The 18,056-nt window shown below is 74.3% G+C and carries 11 protein-coding genes; 9 read left to right on the forward strand and 2 right to left on the reverse strand.

Annotation, left to right across the window (positions count from 1 at the left end; translation table 11 throughout):
• Positions 1–55 precede the first annotated feature (55 nt).
• Positions 56–385, reverse strand: coding sequence for a WhiB family transcriptional regulator (locus ACH4OA_RS20240; protein ID WP_365881250.1), 330 nt, complete (start codon positions 383–385; stop codon positions 56–58).
• Between the two features lie 381 nt (positions 386–766).
• On the opposite strand from ACH4OA_RS20240, the gene ACH4OA_RS20245 reads away from it, so the two are divergent.
• The 4 genes from ACH4OA_RS20245 to ACH4OA_RS20260 all read left to right on the forward strand — a co-directional run bounded on the left by ACH4OA_RS20245 (position 767) and on the right by ACH4OA_RS20260 (position 5,505).
• A complete protein-coding gene (locus tag ACH4OA_RS20245; protein WP_003948568.1) occupies positions 767–1,378 on the forward strand; it encodes a response regulator transcription factor in 612 nt (203 codons plus the stop codon).
• A gap of 606 nt (positions 1,379–1,984) precedes the next feature.
• Positions 1,985–2,572, forward strand: coding sequence for a sigma-70 family RNA polymerase sigma factor (locus ACH4OA_RS20250; protein ID WP_365881248.1), 588 nt, complete (start codon positions 1,985–1,987; stop codon positions 2,570–2,572).
• Positions 2,573–2,734: 162 nt separating this feature from the next.
• Positions 2,735–4,243 carry an IMP dehydrogenase gene (guaB, locus tag ACH4OA_RS20255; protein ID WP_397946685.1) on the forward strand — a complete coding sequence of 503 codons (1,509 nt, stop codon included), beginning with the start codon at positions 2,735–2,737 and terminating at the stop codon, positions 4,241–4,243.
• Positions 4,244–4,380: 137 nt separating this feature from the next.
• Positions 4,381–5,505 carry a GuaB3 family IMP dehydrogenase-related protein gene (locus tag ACH4OA_RS20260; protein ID WP_365942249.1) on the forward strand — a complete coding sequence of 375 codons (1,125 nt, stop codon included), beginning with the start codon at positions 4,381–4,383 and terminating at the stop codon, positions 5,503–5,505.
• 556 nt (positions 5,506–6,061) lie between these two features.
• Here ACH4OA_RS20260 and ACH4OA_RS20265 read toward each other — a convergent pair.
• Positions 6,062–7,270, reverse strand: coding sequence for a nucleotide sugar dehydrogenase (locus ACH4OA_RS20265; RefSeq protein ID WP_365880838.1), 1,209 nt, complete (start codon positions 7,268–7,270; stop codon positions 6,062–6,064).
• 282 nt (positions 7,271–7,552) lie between these two features.
• On the opposite strand from ACH4OA_RS20265, the gene ACH4OA_RS20270 reads away from it, so the two are divergent.
• The 5 genes from ACH4OA_RS20270 to ACH4OA_RS20290 all read left to right on the forward strand — a co-directional run bounded on the left by ACH4OA_RS20270 (position 7,553) and on the right by ACH4OA_RS20290 (position 17,951).
• Positions 7,553–9,259, forward strand: coding sequence for a glycerol-3-phosphate dehydrogenase/oxidase (locus ACH4OA_RS20270; protein ID WP_397938229.1), 1,707 nt, complete (start codon positions 7,553–7,555; stop codon positions 9,257–9,259).
• Positions 9,260–9,480: 221 nt separating this feature from the next.
• A complete protein-coding gene (locus ACH4OA_RS20275; RefSeq protein WP_397970023.1) occupies positions 9,481–11,529 on the forward strand; it encodes a serine/threonine-protein kinase in 2,049 nt (682 codons plus the stop codon).
• 164 nt (positions 11,530–11,693) lie between these two features.
• Complete coding sequence (locus ACH4OA_RS20280; protein ID WP_397970025.1) at positions 11,694–14,225, forward strand: protein kinase; 2,532 nt, start codon at positions 11,694–11,696, stop codon at positions 14,223–14,225.
• A 161-nt stretch (positions 14,226–14,386) separates the two neighbouring features.
• Entirely contained in the window at positions 14,387–16,135 is a 1,749-nt protein-coding gene (locus ACH4OA_RS20285; RefSeq protein WP_397970027.1) for a serine/threonine-protein kinase, read from the forward strand.
• 100 nt (positions 16,136–16,235) lie between these two features.
• Complete coding sequence (locus ACH4OA_RS20290; protein ID WP_397970029.1) at positions 16,236–17,951, forward strand: protein kinase; 1,716 nt, start codon at positions 16,236–16,238, stop codon at positions 17,949–17,951.
• Positions 17,952–18,056: the final 105 nt, after the last annotated feature.

Raw genomic sequence — 18,056 nt, forward strand, 5'->3', positions numbered from 1 at the left:
CAAGGGGGCGGAACGGATGCGCCGGTCGGCGGTCCGTGAGTGCAGAAACGTTCCTTCAGTGATCCTGGGCGGTCTCCCCGCTGGTGGTGGAGGCGACCACCAGGCGGTTGCGTGCCCGCCCCATCAGCTCCTCGCGCTCGTCCTCGGTCAGGCCGCCCCAGACGCCGTACGGCTCGCGCACGGCCAGCGCGTGCGCCGCGCACTCCGCACGGACCGGGCACCTCATGCAGACCTCTTTGGCCGAGTTCTCGCGAGCGCTCCGAGCCGCCCCGCGCTCGCCCTCCGGGTGGAAGAAGAGCGAGCTGTCCACGCCGCGGCAAGCAGCCAGCAGCTGCCAGTCCCATAGGTCCGCGTTCGGTCCGGGAAGGCGGGAGAAATCTGCCATTACGTGACCCCTTGTCGCCGATCTGGGCGGGTACGGTGCCGACGACCGTACGTCTCCGGTCTAAGGAGATGAAAATATGACTCATTGCGAATCTAGCCCCGGACACTACGAAACGGGAAGAAAAGGGGCCGAATGGGGCATAGGTTGTGATGAAAAGTTGAGAGTCCGTTGAGCATGTCTGCACCGTGTCGGTGCCCTCACATAGAGTGCCGAAGACGGCACGCGGGCCCGTAACTCTTTCGAGTGACCGTCGTTGAGAGTGCGGAGGCGGTTGAAGACAGAAGCGCTCGGGCAGGCGTCCGAGACGGTCGACCGCACAGGTGACGATTCCGTACCAGCCTGGAGGCTCAAGGTGACGCGCATCAGCTGCGGAGGGCGGTCATGACATCCGTCCTCGTCTGCGACGACTCCCCGCTTGCCCGAGAAGCGCTCCGCCGCGCGGTCGCGACCGTGCCCGGTGTCGAGCGTGTGACGACGGCGGCCAACGGCGAGGAAGTCCTCCGCCGCTGGGGCGCCGACCGCTCCGACCTCATTCTGATGGACGTGCGCATGCCCGGCCTGGGCGGCGTGGAAACCGTGCGCCGGCTGCTCTCCGCAGACCCGGGCGCGCGGATCATCATGCTCACCGTCGCCGAGGACCTGGACGGAGTGGCCCTCGCGGTCGCCGCCGGCGCGCGCGGCTATCTGCACAAGGACGCCTCGCGCGCGGAGCTGCGGGCCACGGTGACGCAGGCGCTCGCCGACCCGACCTGGCGGCTGGCCCCGCGCCGGCTGCGCTCGGCCGAGATGGGCGCCGCGCCGACGCTCACCGCGCGGGAGATCCAGGTGCTGGAGGGCATGAGCCACGGCCGCTCGAACGCCGAGATCGGCCGTGAGCTGTTCCTCTCCGAGGACACCGTCAAGACGCACGCGCGCCGCCTGTTCAAGAAGCTGGGCGCCTCGGACCGGGCCCACGCGGTGGCCCTCGGCTTCCGCTGGGGACTGGTCCGCTGACCGGTCCGGCCGGGCTTGCGGTCCCGTCCCGCGCACGGCTCCCCGCCGGGCCGGCCGACGGGACGGCGGGAGCCCGCCGGAGCCCGCCGGGGAGCGGGCGCGCTCCGGCCCGGCCGCCGGGGTGCCCCGGTGAACCCCGGCCGGGTGGCACCCCGGCGGCGCGTGCGGTCGCGCCGACGCCGACGGGCGGCCCCGGCGCCGTGCCGGGCCCGTGCGGCCGCCGCACGGCTCCCGCGCGGCCCGCGCGCGCGTGCGCGGCGGAATCCCGCGGGCGGGACGGCGGTGCCGTACGCTCCGGACGGCCGCCCGGTCCGCCGTACGCCCGGACAGCGCACCGTACCCCCGTGGTGGTCCGCGGGGCACCGCGGCACGAGAGGGGTCCGGCGCGGCCCCACAGGGTCTGCGCAAGGCGGCCCGCCGGACGCGCGCTGCTCGTTTCGGCGCGGATGCCGCATCCTTGGTGATGTGGAGTCTCTCGGGGACGAGTCGGTCGAGCGGAAGGGGAGGGCGCAGGGGATGAGTGCCGGCGCACCTGCTCATAACGCTTCGGTGCACAACCACGGGCGCGATGCGACGGACCGGACGGCCGCAGGGCACCATGGACCGATGCGCGACGACGAGGCGGGCACGGCCCACGGCGGGATCGGTGCGCTCGTGCATCGTGCCGTCGACGGGGACGAGCAGGCCACGCACGATCTGCTCGCCCGGGTCCACCCGCTGGCGCTGCGCTACTGCCGCACCCGGCTGTCGCGGCTGCCCGGCGACGCGCGCCACTTCGTGGAGGACCTCGCCCAGGAGGTCTGCGTGGCGGTGCTGCTCGCCCTGCCCCGCTACCGCGACACCGGCCGGCCCTTCGAGGCGTTCGTCTTCGCCATCGCCTCCCACAAGGTCGCCGACCTCCAGCGCGCCGCGATGCGCCATCCCGGATCGACGGCGGTGCCGTCCGACGAGATGCCGGAGCGGCCCGACGACTCCCTCGGCCCGGAGGAGCGCGCCCTGCTCAGCAGCGACGCCGAGTGGGCCAAGAAACTGCTGGCCAACCTCCCGGAGAACCAGCGCGAGCTGCTCCTGCTGCGCATCGCCGTGGGCTTGACCGCGGAGGAGACCGGGCAGATGTTGGGAATGTCACCCGGCGCGGTCCGCGTGGCCCAGCACCGGGCGCTGAGCCGTCTCCGGGCGCTCGCCGAGCAGTAACACCGGGCGGGACGGCCCCACCGCCCGCCCCTTGAGCGGGCGCGTTCCCGTTTCCGTACGAACATACGAAGCCTGAAGCGACCCCGTACCGTGGAATTTGCTAGCGACGCTTCCCGTTAGCATGGACATCCGCACCGATCAAGGCCATTTGGGGAAGGTGTCATGACTGCAAACGTCGACGGAGTGCCCGGTAAATTCGCGACACTCGGGCTGACCTACGACGACGTGCTGCTGCTGCCGGGCCCGTCGGACATGGCACCCGACGAGATCGACACCGCCTCGTACGTCTCCAAGAACGTGCGGGTCAACATCCCGCTGCTGTCCGCCGCCATGGACAAGGTGACCGAGTCCCGCATGGCGATCGCGATGGCCCGCCAGGGCGGTGTCGGCGTCCTGCACCGCAACCTCTCCATCGAGGACCAGGCCAACCAGGTCGACCTGGTGAAGCGGTCCGAGTCCGGCATGGTCACCGACCCGATCACCATCCACCCGGAGGCCACGCTCGCCGAGGCCGACGCGCTGTGCGCCAAGTTCCGCATCAGCGGTGTCCCGGTGACCGACGGCGACAAGAAGCTCCTCGGCATCGTCACCAACCGTGACATGGCCTTCGAGAGCGACCGCGGCCGCCGCGTGCACGAGGTCATGACGCCGATGCCGCTGGTCACCGGCAAGGTCGGCATCTCCGGCCCGGAGGCCATGGAGCTGCTGCGCAAGCACAAGATCGAGAAGCTGCCGCTGGTCGACGACGAGGGCGTCCTCAAGGGCCTGATCACGGTCAAGGACTTCGTCAAGGCGGAGCAGTACCCGAACGCCGCCAAGGACGCCGAGGGCCGCCTGCTGGTCGGCGCCGCGGTCGGTGTGGCCGGTGACGCCTTCGAGCGCGCCCAGGCCCTGATCGAGGCCGGTGTCGACTTCATCGTCGTGGACACCGCGCACGGCCACTCCCGGCTGGTCGGCGACATGATCGCCAAGATCAAGTCGAACTCCGGCGGTGTCGACGTCATCGGCGGCAACGTGGCGACGCGCGACGGCGCCCAGGCCCTGGTCGACGCGGGCGCCGACGGCATCAAGGTCGGTGTCGGACCGGGCTCCATCTGTACGACCCGCGTGGTCGCCGGCGTCGGCGTCCCGCAGGTCACCGCGATCTACGAGGCCGCGCTCGCCGCCAAGGCCGCCGGTGTCCCGGTGATCGGCGACGGCGGTCTGCAGTACTCGGGCGACATCGCCAAGGCCCTGGTCGCGGGCGCCGACACGGTGATGCTCGGCTCGCTGCTCGCGGGCTGCGAGGAGTCCCCGGGCGAGCTGCTCTTCATCAACGGCAAGCAGTTCAAGTCCTACCGCGGCATGGGCTCGCTCGGCGCCATGCAGACCCGCGGCGACCGCAGGTCCTTCTCCAAGGACCGCTACTTCCAGGAGGGCGTCGCCTCCGACGAGCAGCTGATCCCCGAGGGCATCGAGGGCCAGGTGCCCTACCGCGGCCCGCTGTCCTCGGTCGTCCACCAGCTCGTCGGCGGTCTGCGCCAGTCGATGTTCTACGTCGGCGGCCGGACCGTGCCCGAGCTGCAGGAGGGCGGCCGGTTCGTGCGGATCACCTCGGCGGGCCTGAAGGAGAGCCACCCGCACGACATCCAGATGACGGTCGAGGCGCCGAACTACAGCGGCAAGAAGTGACGCACGCGCACGCCTGAGGTGCCCAGAGGGCGGTCCCGGAGCATCCGGGGCCGCCCTCGTCGTGCCTGAGGAGGACCGCTGTCGCAGCGGTCGGCGATACTGGAAGACGCTGCAACGCATCAGGGAAAGGCCAAGACGTGACTGAGATCGAGATCGGGCGCGGCAAGCGCGGGCGCAGGGCGTACGCCTTCGACGACATCGCCGTCGTCCCCAGCCGCCGTACGCGGGACCCGAAGGAGGTCTCGATCGCCTGGCAGATCGACGCCTACCGCTTCGAGCTGCCGTTCCTGGCCGCTCCCATGGACTCGGTGGTCTCCCCGGCCACCGCGATCCGCATCGGGGAGCTGGGCGGCCTCGGCGTGCTGAACCTGGAGGGTCTGTGGACGCGCCACGAGGACCCGCAGCCGCTGCTGGACGAGATCGCCGGGCTGCCCGCCGAGCAGGCGACCCGCCGCCTCCAGGAGATCTACGCGGCGCCGATCAAGGAGGAGCTGATCGGCGCCCGCCTCAAGGAGGTGCGTGACTCCGGCGTGGTCACGGCCGCCGCGCTCTCCCCGCAGCGCACCGCCCAGTTCTCCAAGGCGGTCGTGGACGCGGGCGTGGACCTCTTCGTCATCCGGGGCACGACGGTCTCGGCGGAGCACGTGTCGTCCTCGCACGAGCCGCTGAACCTGAAGCAGTTCATCTACGAGCTGGACGTCCCGGTGATCGTCGGCGGCTGCGCCACCTACACGGCGGCGCTGCACCTGATGCGCACGGGTGCCGCGGGCGTCCTGGTCGGCTTCGGCGGCGGCGCCGCGCACACCACGCGCAACGTCCTCGGCATCCAGGTCCCGATGGCCACGGCCGTCGCCGACGTGGCCGCGGCCCGCCGGGACTACATGGACGAGTCCGGCGGCCGGTACGTGCACGTGATCGCGGACGGCGGTGTCGGCTGGTCCGGCGACCTGGCCAAGGCGATCGCCTGCGGTGCCGACGCGGTGATGATGGGCTCCCCGCTGGCCCGTGCCACGGACGCGCCCGGCAAGGGCCACCACTGGGGCATGGAGGCGGTCAACGAGGAGCTGCCCCGCGGCAAGAAGGTCGACCTGGGCACGGTCGGCACGATCGAGGAGATCCTCACCGGCCCGTCCCGCACCCCGGACGGCTCGATGAACTTCTTCGGCGCCCTGCGCCGCGCCATGGCCACCACCGGCTACAGCGAGCTGAAGGAGTTCCAGCGGGTCGAGGTCACGGTGGCGGACAGCCAGCACCGACGCTGACCGCCGCCGGCACCCACGGCACCCGAAAGGCCGGCCGCCCCACACGGGCGGCCGGCCTTCCGCATGCCCGAGACCGGCGCTTGCGGGGGCGCTTTGCGCGCGAGGGGGCGCGTGGTTGCGTTCGGGGCGAATGTGGGCCGAACGGGCGTAGCGGGGGCGGTAACGTCCGTGATCGGCGACCGCAGCTCTCTGGGCCGCCCCCTTCCAAGGACACGGACCGGACCCCGCCCTCGGGGCCCGGCCCGAACTCCAACGGACCGTCTACCGGGGCCACTGGGCGGCAACGTGGAAGGGGGCGCGCCAATGGGCCGTCACCGCAAGCCCAACCGCTGGGATCTCATTCGGCTTCGGCTGGTGAAGTTCCGGAGGAGGTGGATCTTGCGGATCCACGGCCGGTGAGCGGCCGTCCCTATAGAGAGTAGGGACGGACACCCGGAAACCGGCCAGGAGCCTGCCGCAGTGCCCGCTGCGGTGGGCTCCACCTGATTCCAACGTACCGGCGCCGGGCCTCTCGTGCCACCGCCTCGCGGCCCCCGCACTCCCGCGCGCCCCCCCGTCACAACCGGTGCGCCGCCCCCGTCGGGGTGGCGCCCCGGGTGTCCAGCAGCAGCTGGGCCTTCACCGACAGGGCCTGCAAGTCGTACGTCCGGTGCTGCTGGAGCAGGATCGTGAGGTCGGCGTCGGCGGCGGCCTCGTACAGGGAGTCCGCGCGCGGCACGGGCCGGTCCAGGACGTTCCAGGCGGGCACGTACGGGTCGTGGTAGCTCACGGACGCGCCGAACTGCATCAGCCGGACGGCGACCTCCTGGGCGGGCGTGCCCTGGAGGTCGGCGCGGTCCGCCTTGTAGGTGACGCCGAGCAGCAGGATCCGGGCCCCGCGCGCGGACTTGCCGTGCTCGTTCAGCAGCGTGGCCGCGCGCTGGACGACGTACCGGGGCATCCGGCTGTTGACCTGCTGGGCCAGCTCGACCATGCGCAGGGTGCGGGTCGCGTGCCCGGTCAGGTCCTGCGGGACGCCGTGCCCGCCGACGCCGGGGCCGGGCCGGAACGCCTGGAAGCCGAACGGCCTGGTCTCGGCGCAGCGGATGACGTCCCACAGGTCCACGCCCAGCTCGTGGCAGAGGACGGCCATCTCGTTGACCAGCGCGATGTTCACGTGCCGGTAGTTGGTCTCCAGCAGTTGCACGGTCTCTGCCTCGCGCAGGCCGCGCGCGCGGACCACCTTGTCGGTGAGCCGGGCGTAAAACGCGGCGGCGGACTCGGTGCAGGCGGGCGTGAGGCCGCCGATGACCTTCGGCGTGCCGGCCGGCGGGTGGCCGCGGCCGCCGGGGTCGACCCGGCTGGGGGAGTAGGCCAGGTGGAAGTCGCGGCCGGCGCGCAGCCCGGAGCCCTCCTCCAGCAGCGGGCGCAGGAACGTGTCCGTCGTCCCCGGCAGCACCGGCGACTCCAGGATGACCGTGGTGTGCGCGCGCAGCCGCGCCGCCAGGGCGCGGGCGGCCGTCTCGACCTGGCCGAGGTCGAACCCGCCGTCGGTGCCGCGCGGGGTGGGCGCGCAGATCACCGCGGTGCGCACCCGGCCGAGCTGGGCCGGGTCGGTGACGGGACGGAAGCCGGCGGAGTGCATCCGGCGCAGCTCGGCGGGGCTGAGCGGCCCCGCCTCGGGGCCGGTGGCGTAGCCGAGGGTGGAGATGCCGGCGGCGACGGCGGCCTGGGCGAGCGGCGAGCCGTAGGGACCGAGTCCGATGACGGCGAGGTCTGCGGGCATGGCGTGAAGCCGTCCTTCCCAGTAACCGATGCGGGACAGGTACGCAACCGCTGTGGACAGCAAGAGCGAGTGCACTGTCAGACTAGGTACACATATGACCGCTATGTGTGATTGTGTTCGTGTGTCTTCCCAGGCTTGTGCGCGAGTTGTCCACAGGCCGGGAGCCCGTGGTGGCTGAAGCCGGGCAACCCGGTCAGACTTTGGGCATGAGGGAGGGATGAACCGGGCTACGCCCACCGGGTGCGGCCGACGCGAGCGAGGGTGCGACAGCGGGAGGCAGCGGTGAGGACAGCGACTCTGGGACCGGCGCAGCGCGCCGAGGCGCTGGCGGCCATGGCGGAACGCGAACTGGACGTGCTGGTGGTCGGCGGCGGCGTGGTCGGGGCCGGCACCGCGCTGGACGCGGTCACCCGCGGCCTGTCGACCGGCCTGGTCGAGGCCCGCGACTGGGCGTCCGGCACCTCCAGCCGGTCCAGCAAACTCGTCCACGGCGGTCTGCGCTATCTGGAGATGCTCGACTTCGCCCTGGTCCGCGAGGCCCTCAAGGAGCGCGGGCTGCTGCTGGAGCGCCTCGCCCCGCACCTGGTCAAACCGGTGCCGTTCCTCTATCCGCTCCAGCACAAGGGCTGGGAGCGGCTGTACGCGGGCTCGGGCGTCGCGCTGTACGACGCGATGTCGATGGCCCGCGGCCACGGCCGGGGCCTGCCCGTGCACCGCCACCTGAGCCGCCGTCACGCCCTGCGCGTGGCGCCCTGCCTGAAGAAGGACGCCCTGGTCGGCGCCCTCCAGTACTACGACGCGCAGATGGACGACGCCCGCTTCGTGGCCACCCTGGTGCGCACGGCGGCGTCGTACGGCGCGAAGGCGGCCAACGGCGCGCGCGTGACCGGGTTCCTGCGCGAGGGCGAGCGGGTCGTCGGCGCCCGGGTGCAGGACGTGGAGGGCGGCGGGGAGTACGAGATCCGCGCCAAGCAGGTCGTCAACGCCACCGGCGTGTGGACCGACGACACCCAGGCCATGGTGGGCGAGCGCGGCCAGTTCCACGTCCGCGCCTCCAAGGGCATCCACCTGGTCGTGCCCAAGGACCGCGTCCACTCCACCACCGGCCTGATCCTGCGCACCGAGAAGTCCGTCCTGTTCGTCATCCCCTGGGGCCGGCACTGGATCATCGGCACCACCGACACCGACTGGGACCTGGACAAGGCGCACCCGGCCGCCTCCAGCGCCGACATCGACTACCTGCTGGAACACGTCAACTCGGTCCTGGCCGTGCCGCTCGGCCGCGACGACGTGGAGGGGGTGTACGCCGGGCTGCGCCCACTGCTGGCCGGCGAGTCCGACGCCACCAGCAAGCTGTCCCGTGAGCACACGGTCGCCCATCCGGCGCCCGGACTGGTGGTCGTGGCGGGCGGCAAGTACACCACCTACCGGGTGATGGCGAAGGACGCCGTCGACGAGGCCGTGCACGGCCTCGACATGCGGGTCGCGGACTGCGTCACGGAGGAGACCCCGCTGATCGGCGCGGAGGGCTACCAGGCGCTGTGGAACGCGCGGGCGCGGATCGCCGCCCGCACCGGACTGCACGTGGTGCGCGTGGAGCACCTGCTGAACCGGTACGGCTCGCTGGCCGAGGAGGTGCTGGACCTCGTCGCCGCCGACCCCGCGCTCGGCGAGCCGCTGCACGCCGCCGACGACTACCTGCGCGCCGAGGTGGTGTACGCCGCCTCGCACGAGGGCGCCCGGCACCTGGACGACGTCCTGACCCGCCGCACCCGCATCTCCATCGAGACCTTCGACCGGGGCACCCGCAGCGCCCGGGAGGCGGCCGAGCTGATGGCACCGGTGCTCGGCTGGGACGCCGGCCAGGTCGAGCGCGAGGTCGCGCACTACGAGAAGCGGGTGGAGGCCGAGCGCGAGTCCCAGCGCCAGCCGGACGACCAGACGGCGGACGCGGCCAGGCTGGGCGCGCCGGACATCGTGCCGCTCTGAGGGCACCGCCGAGCCCGGCCGCCGCGGCACCGCGCGCCTGAAACGGGGTCAGCCGCGCGGTGCCCCGAGCACTGTGGCGGGGGTGACGGACGGAACGCCCGCTTCACGGCGGCTCCGGCAGCCGACGGGGCGGGGCCCGGCCACGGGCACCCTGGGCGTCGGGCACTTGTCGGGTGAGAGACAATGGAGGCTCTGTCAGGGCGGGTTGTATGAGGGGACGCATGTCGGAGGCGGAGCGGGCGGGTTCATCTCGTCAGGAGACTCGTCAGGACAAGAGCGAGCGGCGTCTCCTCGCCGGGCGGTACCGGCTGGGAGACGTGCTGGGCCGGGGCGGCATGGGCACGGTCTGGCGCGCCGAGGACGAGACCCTCGGCCGGACGGTCGCCGTCAAGGAACTGCGGTTCCCGTCGAACATCGACGAGGAGGAGAAGCGGCGCCTGATCACGCGCACCCTGCGCGAGGCCAAGGCGATCGCCCGGATCCGCAACAACAGCGCGGTCACGGTCTTCGACGTGGTCGACGAGGACGACCGGCCCTGGATCGTGATGGAACTGGTCGAGGGCAAGTCCCTGGCCGAGGTCATCCGCGAGGACGGCGTGCTGGACCCGACGCGCGCCGCCGAGGTGGGGCTCGCCATCCTGGACGTGCTGCGCTCCGCGCACCGGGAGGGCATCCTGCACCGGGACGTGAAGCCGTCCAACGTGCTCATCGCCGAGGACGGCCGGGTCGTGCTCACCGACTTCGGCATCGCGCAGGTCGAGGGCGACCCGTCCATCACCTCCACCGGCATGCTCGTCGGCGCCCCCTCCTACATCTCCCCGGAGCGCGCCCGCGGCCACAAGCCCGGCCCGGCGGCCGACCTGTGGTCCCTCGGCGGCCTGCTGTACGCGGCGGTCGAGGGCACCCCGCCGTACGACAAGGGTTCGGCGATCGCCACGCTCACCGCGGTGATGACCGAGTCCCTGGACGAACCGAAGAACGCGGGACCGCTGCGGGACGTCATCTACGGCCTGCTGAACAAGGACCCGGCCAAGCGGCTCGACGACGCCGGGGCCCGGGCGATGCTCAACGCGGTGATCCACGCGCCCGAGCCGCAGCCGATGGACGCCACGCGGGTGGTCCCGCTGCCGGTCCAGCCCGGCGGGCCCGCCGGGGGCCGGCGGGGCGAGGAGGCCGGGGAGAAGCTGCGCGGCGCGCTGCGCTCGGTGCGCAAGGCGGCCGGCGCCGCCGGCGGCGCGGCGGCGGCCCGTGGGCGGACCGGCGGCGAGCCGGCCGCGCCCGGTGCGGCCGGCCCCGCGGGAGCCGGGAGCGCGGTCCCCGGCGGCCCCGGCGCCGGTGCCGGAACGCGGCCGGGCGCCGTGGGCGGGCCGGGTGCCGGTCCCGCCGGCTGGCCGGCGAGCCCGGCGGCGGGCGCCGCCGCCGGGACGAAGGCCGCCGCGGGCACGTCGGGTTCCGGCTGGCCCGTGGTGCCGCCGCCGGACCTGGACCTGCCGCCGCGCGCGGTGCCGAGGGCGCCGCTGACCGATGTGGTGCCCAGGCGCACCCTGGTGGTCATCGTCGCGGTGGTCGTGCTCGCGGTGCTCGGGACCGTGCTGGCCATCGCCTTCAGCGGCGACGACGGCACGGACGGTCAGAGCAGCGGGGCCAAGGCCGGCGCCTCCGCCCGGCCGGACACGAGCACGGACGGCGGCAAGGACACCGGGACGCACACGGACGGCGCGAGCACGGCGGCCACGGCCACCGGTCCCACGGCGGACACCGGCGCGAGCCGGCCGGCCGACGGCTCCGGCGGTTCCGGTGCGTCCGGTTCCGCCGAAGCGAAGGGCGGCGGCAGCGCACCGGCCGTGACCACCCGCAAGGGCGGCCAGGGCTACTCGATCGGGCTGCCCGCGGGCTGGAAGTACCGGACCAACGGCAGCGCCGGCGACCGCTACACCGGGCCCCGCGGGCAGAAGCTGCTCGTCGCCTGGACCGGCACGCCCAAGGGCGACCCGGTGGCGGACTGGAGGAACCAGGAGCGGTACATGGTGCGCTCCCAGTACCACCGGATCCGCATCGAGAAGGTGGGCTACCGCGGCTGGAACACCGCCGACTGGGAGTTCACCTACACCGAGGGCGGCACCGGGTACCGCACGATCGACCGGGGTTTCGTGGTCGACGACCACCTCGGTTACGCGCTGATGTACACCGCCCGGGCCGCCGACTGGCACGGCGACCTGCGCAAGGACACATGGAAGACGCTGACGAAGTCCTTCGGCCCCAAGTCGTAATCATCCCGCGCCGCTTTGGTGCGTGATAATCCGTCATCCTCTCCGTGCGGGTTGCCTCTGGCACGTATCGTGAAGGGTCGCGGACCCTACGCAGCCGCATGCGTGTGCGAGACGGGTCCGTGAGACGAGCGGATGCGACGAACCGGGCGGCCGGGGGAGGCACAGTGGACGACTACGCGGGCCGGGTGCTCGCCGACCGCTACCGCCTGCCGCTGCCGCCGGCCGACGCCTACGAACTCACCGAGACCCGCGCCTTCGACACCTACAGCGGTCAGGAAGTCCTCATCCGGCAGGTGCCGCTGCCCGAGGTCGTCGAGGCCGAGGTGCTCGACGCCGAGGGGCTGCCCGACGGGTTCACCGCGCGGGAGCGCACCGTCCGCCGGGCGCCGCAGGCCAGGGCCGCCACCCGGCAGCCCGCCGACCCGGTGGTGCGGCGCGCCGTGGAGGCCGCGCAGGCGGCGGCCGGCGTCCCCGACCATCCGCGTCTGGACCAGGTCTTCGACGTGTTCGCCGAGGGCGGGTCGCTGTGGATCGTCAGCGAACTGGTGGCCGCGCGTCCGCTGGCCGCCCTGCTCACCGGCGAGCCGCTGTCGCCGTACCGGGCGGCCGAGGTCGCCTCCGACGTGCTGATGGCCCTGCGGGTGCTGCACGCCCACGGCTGGGTGCACCGCAACGTCACCCTGCGCACGGTCCTGGTCTGCGACGACGGCCGGGTGATGCTGACCGGTCTCGCGGTCGGCGCGGCGGAGGAGGCGCTGTGCGGGTACGACCCCGTACCGGCTCCGGACGGCCCGGCCGAGGACGTGGCCGGGGACGCGGAGGAGACGTCCGGTGCGGACGGCCCCCCGGACACCGGCGGGCCGTACTCCGACCCCGACCCCGAGGCCGCGCGACGGGCCGCCATCCAGGCGCGGGCGGCCGGCGCGCTGCCGGTGCCGGGCACGAACGGGGAGCCCGGCCCGGCTGGGCAGCCGGCGCTGGGCAGCGGCGCGGACGTCCGGGCGGCCCGGGCCGGGGCCATCGCCGCCTACCGCGCGGGTGCCCGGGCCGCCGCTCGGGTGCAGGAGACCCGGCAGACCCCGCGCCCCGCCCTGCCGCAGGCCGGCGACGGCACCGGCGCCGGCCGGACCGAGGGCGCGGCAGAGCCGTCGTACCCCGCGGACCCGGGCGGCCCGGTGCCGCCCGGCGGCATAGCCGGTCCCCACGCCGGGCCCGGCAACCCCTGGCACGGCGCGGCTCCCCGCCCCGGGGCCGGCGGTCCGCTCCCGGACGCCGGCCCGTTCCCCGCCCTGGACACCGGCACCCGGCGGCCGGGTCCGCCCCCGGCGCACGACCGGGAGTACGGCGCACCGCGGTCGCCCGCCGGCGCGGTCCGCCCGGCCGGCCCCGGCCACCCCGCCGGGGCACCCGCCTCGCCCGCGCGGCCCTCCGCCGGCTGGGACGCTCCCGGCGCCGCGCGCCGCGGACCCGGCAGCGCGCTCGCCGCCGAGCGGGCGCGGCAGGTGCGGATGACCGTGGTGGGGCCGGTGACCGAGCGATGGGCGCCCGAGCAGGCCGGACCCGTGCACGAGAACTGGCAGCTGGCGGCGCCGATCGGTCCCGCCACCGACCTGTGGGCGCTGGGCGCGCTGCTGTTCCGCGCCGTGCAGGGACACGCGCCGTACCCGGAGGAGTCGACGGCCGAGCTGGTGCAGCTGGTGTGCGCCGAGCCGCCCGCCTTCGCCGAGGAGTGCGGCCCGCTGCGGCCGGTCGTGGAGTCGCTGCTGCGCCAGGACCCCACCGAGCGGCCGGATGTCGAGGAACTGAGCGGCTGGCTGCGGTCCCTGGTGCGCTCGGCGCCGGAACCGGACGCCGGCACGCGTGTCGTGCCGGTGCCGCCCGCCGACCCCAGGCGGCTGCCGATCGTACGGCGCCGCGGCGAGCTGGTGCGCCGACGCCGGGCCCGGCCGCCCGCCGTGTCCGCGCACGGCCGGCACAAGCGCGGCCGGGAGGTGGCCCGTTCGCCGCGCGGCCTCGGCCGGACCCTGCTGGTGCTGATCCTCCTGCTGCTGGCCGGCGCGGTCGCGTACGCCATGCTCTTCCTGCCGAAGGAGCAGGACGGCGAGGCCCGGCGCACCGGCGGCGCCGGGGAGCCCGCGCCCGCGCACACCCGGCAGCCCGCCACCGGGCAGAGCGTGCCGGACGGCGGCGCCCCGGCCTCCGTGCCCGCCACCGGCACGGCGACCGGCGACGACCCGTCCGTACCCGACGGGTTCACCGTGCGCACGGACCCGGACGGCTTCCGGATCGCCGTCGCCCAGGGCTGGGGCCGCACCCCGAAGAACGGCAGCGGCCAAGTGGTTTACGCGCACGGGGACTTCGAGCTGATCGTCGTCCCCGGCCGGGACGGCGCGTCCGCCTACGGCACCGACCCGATGGCCTACCAGCGGGACAAGGAACGCGAACTCCAGCCGTACCGGGACACGAGCTGGGCCACGGCCACCGGTCTGCGGACCACGACGGTGGGCGAACGGACCTGGGCGGAGGGCCAGTTCACCTGGACCGACGGGCAGGGCCGGGACCGGTTCGTGCGCAATATGGCGCTGCTGCTCGACGGCCGCTACCACATCGTCCAGGTGCGCGGTCCCGATGCCGAGCGGGACGAGGTGACCCGGTTGTACGAGCAGGCGGCCGCGACGTACCGCTACACCGGCTGAAACCGTGCGCCCCGGGGCCGGGCACGGCCGTCCGGTTCCCGCTCCCGTGCCGAAATGACCATCGTCACAGTGCGGTTCCCGATGTACCCCGCCGGTTCCCTGGGTGCGGGGCGGTCCTTAGTCTGAGGCTGTCAAAAGCATTGCGGGGCAACGTGAATCAGATGCAGGGCCTGCTCATAGCGGGCCGCTACCGGCTCGCCGACTCCATCGGCAGCGGCGGCATGGGCCGGGTGTGGCGCGCCCACGACGAAGTGCTGCACCGGATGGTCGCCGTCAAGGAGCTGACCGCCGCGCTCTACGCCACCGGCAGCGACCAGACGGTGCTGCTCGCCCGCACCCGCGCCGAGGCGCGGGCCGCCGCGCGCATCAACCACTCCGCCGTCGTCACCGTGCACGACGTCCTCGAACACGACGGCCGCCCGTGGATCGTGATGGAGCTGGTCGAGGGCGGCTCGCTGGCCGACCTGGTCAAGGAGCGGGGCCGCGTCGAACCGGCGGAGGCCGCCCGGATCGGGCTGTGGGTGCTGCGGGCGCTGCGCGCCGCGCACACCGCCGGCGTGCTGCACCGGGACGTCAAGCCCGGCAACGTGCTGCTCGGCGCCGACCGCCGGGTGCTGCTCACCGACTTCGGCATCGCCCAGATCGAGGGCGACTCCACCATCACCCGCACCGGCGAGGTCGTCGGCTCCGTCGACTACCTGGCCCCCGAGCGGGTGCGCGGCCACGACCCCGGCCCGGCCTCCGACCTGTGGGCGCTCGGCGCCACGCTGTACACCGCGGTCGAGGGGCGCTCGCCGTTCCGGCGGACCTCGCCGCTGAGCACCATGCAGGCGATCGTCGAGGAGGACACGGGCGAGCCGCAACACGCCGGCCCGCTCGGTCCGGTCATCGCCGCGCTGCTGCGCAAGGACCCGGCCCGGCGGCCGGGCACGGACGAGGCGGAGCAGATGCTCGCCGAGGCGGCCGAGGGCCGCCGGCCGCGCACCGCGCAGGCGTTCGTGCCGACCCAGGGCGGGGGCGCGCCCGCCCACGGCCCGGAACACGGGGGTCAAGGCCACCCGGGCCAGGGCCACCCGGGTCAGGGTTATTCGACCCATGACCACCCGGGCCAGGGCCACGCGGATCAGGGGCACTTGGGCCATGGCCCGGCCGGATATCCGACCGGTGCCGCCCTGCCCGCGGCGGCGGGCCCGGTCCCGTTGGTGACCGCCGTGGCGCCCGTCCCGCCCGGCGGCTCCCTGCCGCCCCGGCCCCGGCGCCGGCTGCGCGTGCTCGCGCTCGTCGTCGCCCTCGCGGCCGTGCTCGGCGCCGGCGCGGCGGTGGCCGTCCGGGAGTGGAACGGCCTGGAACAGACTGACGGGACCGGCCGGACCACGAGCCAGGACGTCACCTCGCCCTCCGCGAACGGCAGCGCCACGCCCGGCTTCGACGGCACGGTGCCGGCTTCCTGGCACCGGTACGACGACGAGTGGGGCTTCAGCCTCTATCTGCCCAAGGGCTGGTCACGGCAGGTCGTCGGCGTCCCCGGCGCGCTGCGGCAGGTCGACTACACGCCCGACGGCGGCGAGCACTTCGTCCGGATCTCCATCGACACCTCGCCGGACTTCAAGGACGCCTACGCGCACCAGCTCGACCTGGACGAGCAGCTCGCGCGGCGGCTGGCCGACTACCGGCGGGTCCGGCTGGAGAAGAACGTCTACCGCGACCTCGGCGGCTCGGTCTGGGAGTGCGCCTGGACCGCGAGGCCGAAGGACACCCGCTTCCCGGGGCCGCGGCACGCCGAGGAGCAGACGTACATATCCCGGGACGGCACCGAATACGTGATCTACATATCGTCGCCCGCCGCCGACTGGGCGCGCACCGACAAGCAGTTCCGGGCGGTCCTCCAGGGCTGGCAGCAGCCGCGCTGAACGCGCCGGCGGCACCGCGCCTCACTCCGGAGACGGACCGGTGCCCGGCCCACGACCGGATTTCGAGGACGCGGACGCCCGCTGCGGCATGATGGGGCGCATGGGGACCGAGGGAGCCTTCCGGCTGATCGCGGGCCGTTACCGCCTGGAGGAACGCGTCGGGCGCGGCGGCATGGGCGTCGTGTGGCGGGCGACCGACCAGGTGCTGGGCCGTCAGGTGGCGGTCAAGGAACTGCTGCCGGACGACTCGCTCCCGGACGACGACGCACGGCGCCGCCGCGACCGTACGTTCCGCGAGGCCCGCGCCGTCTGCCAGTTACGGCACCCGCACATCATCGTCGTGCACGACGTGGTGCAGCAGGACGAGCGGCCGTATCTGGTGATGGAGCTGGTCGACGGCGGCTCGCTCGCCGAGCACATCGACCGGCACGGCCCGGTCGACGCCGCCGAGGCCGCGCGGATCGGCATCGCCCTGCTGAGCGCGGTGCGCACCGCGCACGAGGCGGGCGTCCTGCACCGGGACATCAAGCCCGCCAACGTCCTGATCGAGTCCGGCACCGACCGGGTGGTCCTCACCGACTTCGGCATCGCCCAGGTGGAGGGCGCCACCACACTCACCGAGACCGGCGCGTTCGTCGGCTCGCCCGAATACACCGCCCCCGAGCGGATGTCCGGGCTGCGCACCGGACCGGAGTCCGACCTGTGGTCGCTGGGCGCGCTGCTGTGCACGGTGCTCAGCGGCGAGTCGCCGTTCCGGCGCGACTCGCTCGGCGGCATCCTGCACGCCGTCGTCTCCGACGAGATCCGCCCGCCGGCCCAGGCCGAGCCGCTGCTGCCCGTCGTCCTCGGCCTGCTGGAGCGCGACCCCGGCCGGCGGCTGGGCGCGGCGGACGCCGAGTGGATGCTGCGGATGTACCTGGCGACCGGCCGGACACCGGCCGCGCCCGGCGGCGGCCAGGGCGCGACGGGAACGCACGGCGGCGGCCTCATGCACCGGATCGGCGGCGGCCGTACGCCGAGGATCACGCTGCCCGCTCCGCCGACCGAGCCGGACGGCACCCCGCCGTCCGGCTGGGCCGGACCGCCGGCCCAGCCGCCGCCGGCCCGGCCGGCACCGCGCGGGGTGCTGGTGGCGGCGCTGCTCGTCGCCGCGCTGACCGGGGCGGGCGTGTCGGCGGCGGCGCTGCTGCTGCACCAGGGCGGGGGCGCGGGCGGCACCCCGGGCGGTACGGCCACCACCCCGGCCACCGGGACCGGCACGGGCCCCGCCCACACGCCGTCGGGCACGCCCCCGTCCCGGGCACCGACCGGCACCCCGGCCACCCCCACGCCCACCACCCCCGGCCCGGTCACCTCCGGCGCGCACACCGCGCCCTCCGGCTACCGCACCGCCCGCGACCCGGCCGGCTTCTCCCTCGCCGTACCCGAGGACTTCACCCGCGGCCCGCAGGGCGAACGCGTCTTCTACTACTCGACGGGACGGACCTTCCGCCTCGGCATCAAGGTCACCGGCCCGCAACCGGGCGGCCCGCAGGCCGTGCTGGAACGCGCCTCGGCCAACGGCAGCGCCGACCACCCCGGTTACCACGACGGCCGGGTCACCCCGGCCACCCACCGCGGACGCCCCGCCGCGCTCTGGGAGTACACCTGGAACGGCTTCAGCACGGCGGAGGGCCCGCGCCACACGTACGACCTGTGCTGGGAGGAGAGCGGCCGGTTCTACGACGTCTGGGTGTCGGCGCCGGTCGGGAAGGTGCGCGAGGCGCGGGAGTACTTCGACGTGGCCGTCGACACGTTCTCCGTCGCCGGTCCGTGACCGGTCCGCGCCGGCCGGGGCGGGGCGAGCGGGACGGTTCCGGACGCGGACGCCACGCCGGGGCTTGGGGTACGGCGCCCGTTTCGACAACGGCGTGGCGCGCAC

The sequence above is a fragment of the Streptomyces sp. NPDC017095 genome, assembly GCF_044332325.1.
Lineage (GTDB): Bacteria > Actinomycetota > Actinomycetes > Streptomycetales > Streptomycetaceae > Streptomyces.